This is a genomic window from Bacillus sp. P4_D3, from assembly GCF_056401855.1.
The window spans coordinates 1-9,110 of sequence record NZ_JBFUIN010000107.1; the positions used below are offsets into that span (position 1 = coordinate 1).

Below are 9,110 nucleotides of genomic sequence, written 5' to 3' on the forward strand. Positions count from 1 at the left end.
AATTAAAACCCTCAAATTATTATACTATTTTAAAAAATAAGAAATATAAAACGGGATGTTTCATTTTTCCAAAAAACGTACATTGTGATAAGATATGGAACTTGAAGTTAATCTTTTTATTATTTTTCAGCCTTGTACCCCGTGTGTGAAACGATAAATTGTGTTATTATCATTGTATTATAAGGTTGGAAAATCAATGAAAACTGCAAGAGTAAGTGAATTGACGGCTTATAAATTATAATAATATAACAAAACATAAGGAAAGACTTGAAGTATAAAGGAGAGTTACAATGAAACGTAGGACGGCTAGAGAAAGAGCAATGCAAGCATTATACCAAATGGATATTACAGGTGAATTAGAACCGAAAGTAGCGGTGGAAAATACGCTAGATGAAGGCGAAGAAACAAATGAGTTTCTAGAATCACTTGTTGTAGGATTTGTAGACAACAAAGAAGAGATTGACGCAGCAATTCGTCAAAATTTAAAAAAGTGGAAGCTTGAGCGTATTAGTATTGTTGATCGCAGTATTTTACGTGTAGCTGTGTGTGAGATGAAATACATGGAAGAAATTCCGCACAATGTAACAATTAACGAAGCAATTGAAATCGCGAAAACATTTGGGGATGAGGAATCTCGTCGTTTTATTAACGGCGTTTTATCTAATATAAAAGATACACTGTAATTTCTTTAAGGGGGAAACTTAAAATGGTAGCAGTAATCATCAAAGGAAATGAAGTTGCGGAGAAAAAACGAGCACAATTAAAAGAAGAAGTTGTGAAGTTAAAAGAGCAAGGGATTGTACCAGGATTAGCAGTTATTTTAATTGGAGAAGATCCAGCATCTCGTTCTTATGTAAAAGGAAAAGAAAAAGGCTGTGAGCAAGTAGGAATCTATTCAGAGCTAATTGAACTTCCTGAAACGATTACCGAGGAGCGTTTGCTTGCTGAAATCGATCGCTTAAATGGAGACGACCGCATTAATGGCATATTGGTACAATTGCCTTTACCAAAACATATTGAAGAAAAAGCTATCATTGAAAGAATTTCACCGGAAAAGGATGTAGATGGATTTCACCCAATCAGCGTAGGACGTATGATGACGGGACAAGACACATTCCTTCCATGTACACCGCATGGCATTTTAGAATTAGTAAAAGAAACGAATCTTGATATTTCTGGAAAGCATGTTGTTGTAATTGGAAGAAGTAATATTGTTGGTAAACCAGTGGGGCAACTGTTTTTAAATGAAAATGCAACTGTCACATATTGTCATTCTAAGACGCAAAATATAGAAGAATTATCGAAGTTAGCTGATATTTTAATCGTAGCCGTTGGACGACCGAAAATGGTAACAGCTGACTATATTAAAGAAGGTGCGGTTGTAATTGATGTTGGTGTTAACCGTTTAGAAACAGGCAAACTTTGTGGTGATGTTGATTTTGACAATGTATTAGACGTTGCAGGTTACATTACGCCTGTGCCAAAAGGAGTCGGCCCAATGACTATTACAATGCTTCTTCACAACACTGTGGAGTCTGCAAAGCGTGCAGGAGTTGTTTGTCAATAATTTGAATCGGCTATGAGGAGAGAGCAATGGAGAAACAATATTTAACCGTTACAGCATTAACACGCTATATTAAAACAAAAATAGAGTATGATCCGCATTTACAGTCTGTTTGGTTAAAAGGAGAAATTTCCAACTTTAAATATCATAGTCGTGGTCATATGTATTTTACATTGAAAGATGAAAATGCAAGAATTGCAGCGGTTATGTTTGCGGGTCATAATCGTAACATTAAATTCAGACCGGAAAATGGAATGAAAGTACTTGTAAAAGGAAAGATTTCTGTTTACGAGGCGAGTGGTTCTTATCAAATTTATATTCAAGACATGCAGCCTGATGGAGTTGGAAATCTTCATTTAGCTTATGAACAATTAAAAGTCCGATTAGAAGAAGAAGGGCTGTTTTCTCAAGTTTATAAGCGTCCAATCCCTGCATATGCAAAAACAATCGGTGTTATAACGTCGCCAACAGGAGCAGCAATTCGCGATATTATAACAACAATTAAACGTCGTTATCCAATTGGAAATGTTATTGTGTTTCCTGTACTTGTACAAGGGGAGTCAGCGGCTCCCTCAATTGTACAAGCAATTCGTACAGCGAATGAAATGGGAGATATTGATGTTTTAATTGTTGGACGTGGTGGAGGCTCTATTGAAGAATTATGGGCCTTTAATGAGGAAGTAGTTGCAAGAGCAATTTTTACAAGTGAGATTCCGATTATTTCAGCTGTAGGTCATGAAACRGATTTTACAATCGCAGATTTTGTCGCGGATTTACGTGCACCAACACCGACTGCAGCAGCTGAGCTGGCGGTACCTAACATTATAGAGTTACAAGAAAAGGTATTACAAAGAACTCTGAGATTGCAAAGAGCAATGAGAGAGAGAGTACATAAAAAAGAAGAAAAACTGCAAGTGTTACAAAAATCTTATGCGTTCCGTTATCCAAGGCAAGTGTATGAGCAAAAAGAAGAGCAGCTAGACAGAGCTCTTGAACAACTTGTTTTAGCGAAAGAGCGTTATATAGATAAAAAAGTAAATCAATTAAAGCAACTTTCATTTTATTTAGAAAAGCACCACCCATCTCAAAAAATTATACAAACGAAAACGGCAATTGAAACGTTGCAAAAGCAGTTGCAACGTGAAATGCAAACGTTACTTCAAACGAAGGAGTTCGTATTTGTGAGAGCGGCTCAAAAGCTTGAAGTATTAAGCCCGCTTAAAGTAATGATGAGAGGGTACGGGCTTGTATACGATGAAGAGAAACAAGTATTAAAAAGCGTGAAAGATGTTAGCCTTGGAGATGCTGTTTCGGTTCAATTACAAGATGGAATACTAGATTGTAGCGTATCAAGCATAGAGGAGCGTGAATTGAATAATGGAAAATAAGTTAAGCTTTGAAGAAGCAATTTCGCAGCTTGAGCATCTCGTTTCTAAGCTTGAACAAGGTGATGTACCTTTAGAGGAAGCGATTTCTTATTTTAAAGAAGGCATGGAATTATCTAAGCTTTGTGATGAGAAATTGAAAGATGTACAAGAACAAATGGCAGTTATCCTTGGAGAAGATGGAGAGCTTAAACCGTTTACTGCTTTAGGAGATGAAGCATAGTGACACATATAGCTTTTGATGCTTTTTTGAAAGAGAGTAAAACTTTCGTAGAAGAAAATCTTGTAAGCTATGCAAATGAATTACAATGTCCAAATGTGCTTCGTGAAGCGATGGCATATTCTTTGGAAGCGGGTGGGAAACGTCTCCGCCCGTTACTTTTATTTGCAACGTTACAAGCGTTTGGAAAAGAAAGAAATCTTGGAGTGGGTGCAGCTTGTGCCCTTGAAATGATTCATACATATTCGTTAATTCATGATGATTTACCTTGTATGGATGATGATGATCTAAGACGAGGAAAGCCTACCAATCATAAAGTATTTGGTGAAGCAATGGCAGTTTTAGCAGGAGATGGTTTGTTGACATATGCTTTTCAAGTTATTATGGCATATGGGCAAAAAGAAATCTCTGCTGAAAAAAAAGTAAGACTTGTACTTGAGCTTGCGAAAGCAGCAGGACCTGAAGGAATGGTTGCTGGACAAGTGGCAGATATGGAAGCTGAAGGAAAACGACTTACAATTAATGAATTAGAGTACATCCATAAGCATAAGACAGGTAAACTGCTTGAGTTTGCTGTACTTGCAGGAGCGATACTTTCTGATGCTACAGAAGAGCAAGAAGAGAAGTTACTTGCATTTGCGAAATATATCGGTCTAGCTTTCCAAATTAGAGATGATATTTTGGATGTAGAAGGAACAGAAGAAGAGATTGGAAAACCGATTGGTAGTGATGCTTCCAATGAAAAGAGCACATATACGACGTTATTTACTGTAGATAGAGCAAAATCTATTTTAGAGGAGAAAATTGCAAAAGCAAAAGACTCTATTAGCTCCTTACAATTACAAGATGAATATTTACTATCTATTTGTGATTTAATCGCAAAACGTAATAACTAATATAACAGCGTTTCCATTTGTTGAGTCATTCATCATTTTATGATATAAATGTAGGAAAAGGTTTTTCTTTTCTTGTTATTGGCAAAAATATATGTAGATTACATTGCCGTTATCACTTCGTGTTAGCGGCTATTTTTTTCATCACGTAAAGAAATATGATGTATAATATGATAAGTGAAAAAATGGAAGTGTTTTCTGAAAGCAGGACAAGATAAGAAGAATAGAAAAGATAATTTCTTGTGTTGTGTAAATGTTTCTTATAATATTTGACATGTTGACAGATTATGAAATGAAAGTGAGTGATCCATGTGGATCTAACGCAAATTCAAAACCCTAGTTTTTTGAAAGATATGTCTATCAGTGAACTAGAGGGGTTGAGTGAGGATATTCGTAAGTTTTTAATTGAAGAGCTCTCTCAAACAGGTGGACATATTGCACCTAATTTAGGTGTAGTAGAACTCACACTTGCTCTGCATAAATTATTTGATAGTCCGAAAGATAAATTTTTATGGGACGTAGGACATCAATCCTATGTACATAAAATTTTAACAGGGCGTGCGAAAGAATTCGGCACATTAAGGCAGTACCAAGGTCTATGTGGTTTTCCAAAACGCTGCGAGAGTGAGCATGATGTTTGGGAAACTGGTCATAGTTCCACGTCGTTATCTGCTGCAATGGGAATGGCCCTAGCACGTGATTTAAAGAAAACGGAAGAATACGTTATACCAATCATTGGGGATGGTGCATTAACAGGCGGAATGGCTTTAGAGGCATTGAACCATATTGGACATGAAAAAACGGACATGATTGTTATTTTGAATGACAATGAAATGTCAATTGCACCAAACGTCGGTGCACTTCATAATGTACTTGGTCGTTTACGTACCGCAGGGAAGTACCATTGGGTAAAAGATGAACTAGAGTATATATTGAAGAAAATCCCAGCAGTCGGCGGGAAAGTTGCTGCGACAGCAGAGAAAATAAAAGATAGTCTAAAATATTTACTAGTATCAGGCGTCTTTTTTGAAGAATTAGGCTTTACATATTTAGGGCCGGTCGATGGGCATGATTATGAAAAGTTATTCGAAACGTTGCAATATGCAAAGAAAACAAAAGGCCCAGTACTTGTTCATGTTATTACGAAAAAAGGAAAAGGTTATAAACCAGCTGAGAGTGACGTTATTGGAACTTGGCATGGAACAGGACCGTACAAAATTGAGTCAGGTGACTTCGTTAAACCGAAGGAAGTTGCACCAGCATGGAGTGCTGTTGTTAGTGAAACAGTGCTTAAGCTAGCGAGAACGGATGAACGTATCGTTGCAATTACGCCTGCAATGCCTGTTGGATCGAAACTTGAGAAATTCCAAAAAGAATTTCCGAATCGTATGATTGATGTAGGTATTGCAGAGCAGCATGCTACAACAATGGCGGCTGGTATGGCAACGCAAGGAATGAAGCCATTCTTAGCAATTTATTCAACGTTTTTACAAAGAGCATATGACCAAGTTGTTCATGATATTTGTCGCCAAAATTTAAATGTTTTCATTGGAATAGATCGTTCTGGATTAGTTGGAGCAGACGGTGAAACGCATCAAGGTGTATTTGACATCTCGTTTTTACGTCATTTGCCGAATATGGTACTTATGATGCCGAAAGATGAAAATGAAGGACAACATTTAGTATATACAGCGATGCAATACGAAGATGGACCGATTGCTTTACGTTATGCACGCGGCAATGGACTTGGCGTTCAAATGGATGAAGAATTAAAGGCGATTCCAATTGGTACATGGGAAACGTTAAAAGAAGGCACACAAGCAGCAATTTTAACGTTTGGTACGACAATCCCGATGGCAATGGAAGCAGCTGAGCGTCTTGAACAAACTGGAGTATCAGTGAAAGTAGTGAATGCTCGCTTTATTAAACCGATGGATGAGGCATATTTACATGAGCTTTTAGGGGGAAATATACCGATTTTAACGATTGAAGAGGCTTGTTTAATCGGTGGCTTTGGAACGGGAGTAGTTGAATTTGCTTCTGAGAACGGATACCATAGTGCTTTAATTGAACGAATGGGTATTCCTGATCGCTTCATAGAGCATGGTAGTGTAACAAAACTGTTAGAAGAAATTGGTTTAACGACAGATGCTGTTGTAGACCGTATTCATACAATGATTCCATCAAAACAAAAAAGGGCGTAACAAATGAGCATAAAAAAAGAAAGAGTAGATGTACTATTAGTAGAGCGAGGACTTATAGAAACGCGTGAGAAGGCTAAACGTGCTGTTATGGCAGGTCTTGTATATGCGAATGAAATGAGACTCGATAAGCCAGGGGAGAAAATCTCGCAAGATACAGAGATTACGGTGAAAGGGCAAGTTATGCCGTATGTAAGCCGTGGTGGCTATAAGCTTGAAAAGGCATTAGAAACATTTCAACTTGATTTACAAGATAAAGTTATGATAGATATTGGTTCATCAACTGGTGGTTTTACAGACTGTGCGCTTCAAAATGGTGCGAAGTTATCCTACGCATTAGATGTAGGATATAATCAACTTGCGTGGAAATTGCGTCAAGATGAGCGTGTTGTTGTGATGGAACGAACGAACTTCCGTTACGTGACACCGGCAGATTTAGAGCGTGGTTTACCGCAGTTTGCAAGTATTGATGTTTCATTTATATCATTAAGGCTTATATTGCCGGTTTTAAAAACAATGCTTACGCCAAATGGTGATGTAGCTGCATTGATTAAACCTCAGTTTGAAGCTGGACGAGAACAAGTCGGGAAAAAAGGCATTGTTCGTGATAGAAAAGTACATGAAGCTGTCGTGGAAATGATTGTCGATTTTGCTCTTAAGGAAGGCTATAATGTCGAAGGTTTAACATTCTCACCAATTACAGGTGGGGATGGAAATATTGAATTTTTAATTCATCTAAAGTGGCACGGTGAGCGTGAGAATGGCGAAAATCATTCTCCGGTTTCTATTGAACAAGTTGTTACCGAAGCGCATAATGTTCTAAAACAAAAAGGGAAAGGGGAATAACATATGTTGTTCCTCTTTTTGTTGTAATCGTATAATTATTGTAAAAACAATTGTATACAAGTAACGGATTATACGTTAACATAAATAAATGAAGTATACCAATGTTTAAACTATGGTAAGAGATAGTGTGAGGTGCAAATGTATGAATAAAGGTCAGCGCCATATTAAAATCAGGGAAATTATTGCGAACAAAGAAATTGAAACACAAGATGAACTAGTTGATATTTTACGTAATGTGGGGTTTAATGTAACGCAAGCAACAGTATCGCGCGATATTAAAGAACTGCACTTAGTGAAGGTGCCATTACATGATGGTCGCTATAAATATAGCTTGCCAGCAGATCAACGATTTAATCCGTTGCAAAAATTAAAACGAAATCTAGTGGATTCATTTGTAAAATTAGACACGGCAGGACATATGCTTGTGCTAAAAACATTGCCTGGTAACGCTCATTCACTTGGGGCACTTATTGATCATTTAGAGTGGGATGAGATTGTCGGAACCATTTGTGGTGATGATACTTGCTTAATTATTTGCCGTACACCTGAAGATACAGGTGTTGTCTCTGATCGTTTCTTAAATATGCTGTAACAGAAAAATCTTGTTTACTTTCCTCTGTAAAGTGGAAAGTAAACAAGATATTTTTATTGGCGAAAAATATGGATATTCAAATACAATACATTATTTTTTTTGAATGAAGTTAGAAAATAGGTGGATTGACCCGTAAAACGAATGTTTGGTACAATGGAGCGGGTTAGAAGAGTAATTTATACATACAAACATATAGTATAACTATTTGAATGAAGAATACTGAGAAAAGCCCTTAATTGGGGATTAGTTTATAACGAGGTGAATGGGGCATTGTTATCGGAATTATCGATCAGAAACTTTGCTATTATTGAGGCATTAAATATTTCTTTTCAAAAAGGTTTAACCGTTTTAAGTGGTGAAACAGGAGCTGGAAAATCCATTATTATTGATGCAATTAGTTTGCTTGTTGGTGGCCGTGGTTCAGCAGAATTTGTTCGATATGGAACAGAAAAGGCTGAGATAGAAGGATTATTCTATGTAGAAGATGCCAAGCATCCATGTATCGCAAAGGCAGAAGAGTTAGATATAGAAATAGAAGATGGCATGATTATTTTGAAGCGTGACATCGCTGCTAACGGAAAAAGTGTCTGTCGTGTAAATGGGAAACTTGTTACACTCAGCATATTAAAAGAGATTGGAAAAACACTAGTTGATATTCATGGACAGCATGAAACACAAGATTTAATGAATGAAGAGCGTCATATGTTTATGCTTGATCATTTTGATGGAAATCGCATTGTTAAACAATTGGCCATATATCAAAATGTATATACAGACTATGAGAAGTTAAAAAAACAGCTAAAATCTTTAAGTGAAAATGAACAACAAATGGCCCATCGTCTAGATTTAATTCAATTCCAACATGAAGAAATTCGTAAGGCGGATTTAAAAATGGATGAAGAATATGAATTGACTGAGGAACGATTAAAAATCTCCAATTTTGAAAAGATTTATAAAGCATTAGGAGATGCGTATCGTTCGTTAAGTGGAGACGGACAGGGATTAGATCACGTAAGAAATGCAATGGGACAAATGGAGAGTATTACGCACTTAGATGAAGCGTATCAAGAAAATCATGATTCCATTGCAAATAGTTATTACTTATTAGAAGAAGTTGCATATCAGCTTAGAGAAAAGTTAGATATGATGGAATATGATCCGAAACGTCTAGATGAAATTGAAACACGTTTGAATGAAATCCGTATGTTAAAGAGAAAGTATGGAAATACTGTAGAAGAGATTTTAGCGTATGCTGATAAAATTGAACAAGAAATTTTTACGATTGAAAATAAAGACGTACATATTGAAACGACGAGAAAGCAGTTAACGAAATTAGAAGGTGTTATTGTAAAAGAAGCAACGTTGTTAAGTACTATGCGTCATGAGCTTGCGGATCATCTTACAAGCGC

9 protein-coding genes are annotated in these 9,110 nt (G+C 36.6%); all 9 read left to right on the forward strand.

All coding sequences use genetic code 11. From position 1 onward, the window contains the following. Positions 1-290 precede the first annotated feature (290 nt). Positions 291-683, forward strand: a complete 393-nt coding sequence (gene nusB / locus AC1DTM_RS13390; protein ID WP_002067080.1) for a N utilization substance protein NusB — start codon at positions 291-293, stop codon at positions 681-683. Between the two features lie 23 nt (positions 684-706). Next, positions 707-1,567 carry a bifunctional methylenetetrahydrofolate dehydrogenase/methenyltetrahydrofolate cyclohydrolase FolD gene (folD, locus tag AC1DTM_RS13395; RefSeq protein WP_002160530.1) on the forward strand — a complete coding sequence of 287 codons (861 nt, stop codon included), beginning with the start codon at positions 707-709 and terminating at the stop codon, positions 1,565-1,567. A 26-nt stretch (positions 1,568-1,593) separates the two neighbouring features. Next, positions 1,594-2,952 (forward strand): exodeoxyribonuclease VII large subunit, encoded by a 1,359-nt coding sequence (xseA, locus tag AC1DTM_RS13400; RefSeq protein ID WP_002111752.1) that lies wholly within the window; start codon positions 1,594-1,596, stop codon positions 2,950-2,952. Continuing rightward, positions 2,942-3,172: an exodeoxyribonuclease VII small subunit gene (xseB, locus tag AC1DTM_RS13405; RefSeq protein ID WP_000428422.1), complete on the forward strand. Its 231-nt coding sequence runs from the start codon at positions 2,942-2,944 to the stop codon at positions 3,170-3,172. The genes xseA and xseB overlap by 11 nt, the downstream gene beginning before the upstream one ends. Then, positions 3,172-4,065, forward strand: coding sequence for a (2E,6E)-farnesyl diphosphate synthase (gene ispA / locus AC1DTM_RS13410; protein ID WP_002145801.1), 894 nt, complete (start codon positions 3,172-3,174; stop codon positions 4,063-4,065). Before xseB ends, ispA begins: the two co-directional genes overlap by 1 nt. Positions 4,066-4,373: 308 nt before the next feature. Next, a complete protein-coding gene (gene dxs, locus AC1DTM_RS13415; RefSeq protein WP_016106128.1) occupies positions 4,374-6,266 on the forward strand; it encodes a 1-deoxy-D-xylulose-5-phosphate synthase in 1,893 nt (630 codons plus the stop codon). Between the two features lie 3 nt (positions 6,267-6,269). Next, positions 6,270-7,109 (forward strand): TlyA family RNA methyltransferase, encoded by an 840-nt coding sequence (locus AC1DTM_RS13420; protein ID WP_002160533.1) that lies wholly within the window; start codon positions 6,270-6,272, stop codon positions 7,107-7,109. Positions 7,110-7,251: 142 nt separating this feature from the next. Further along, the gene (argR, locus tag AC1DTM_RS13425) at positions 7,252-7,701 is read left to right on the forward strand and encodes an arginine repressor ArgR (RefSeq protein ID WP_002015076.1); all 450 of its coding nucleotides are present in this window, start codon (positions 7,252-7,254) and stop codon (positions 7,699-7,701) included. Between the two features lie 270 nt (positions 7,702-7,971). Then, on the forward strand, positions 7,972-9,110 hold a 1,139-nt coding region (locus AC1DTM_RS13430; RefSeq protein ID WP_477000337.1), incomplete at its 3' end, for a DNA repair protein RecN.

Coding starts and splice junctions, on each gene's coding strand:
- nusB (WP_002067080.1), top strand. CDS start 291: ATGAAACGTAGGACGGCTAGAGAAAGAGCAATGCAAGCATTATACCAA.
- AC1DTM_RS13420 (WP_002160533.1), top strand. CDS start 6,270: ATGAGCATAAAAAAAGAAAGAGTAGATGTACTATTAGTAGAGCGAGGA.
- xseB (WP_000428422.1), top strand. CDS start 2,942: ATGGAAAATAAGTTAAGCTTTGAAGAAGCAATTTCGCAGCTTGAGCAT.
- argR (WP_002015076.1), top strand. CDS start 7,252: ATGAATAAAGGTCAGCGCCATATTAAAATCAGGGAAATTATTGCGAAC.
- folD (WP_002160530.1), top strand. CDS start 707: ATGGTAGCAGTAATCATCAAAGGAAATGAAGTTGCGGAGAAAAAACGA.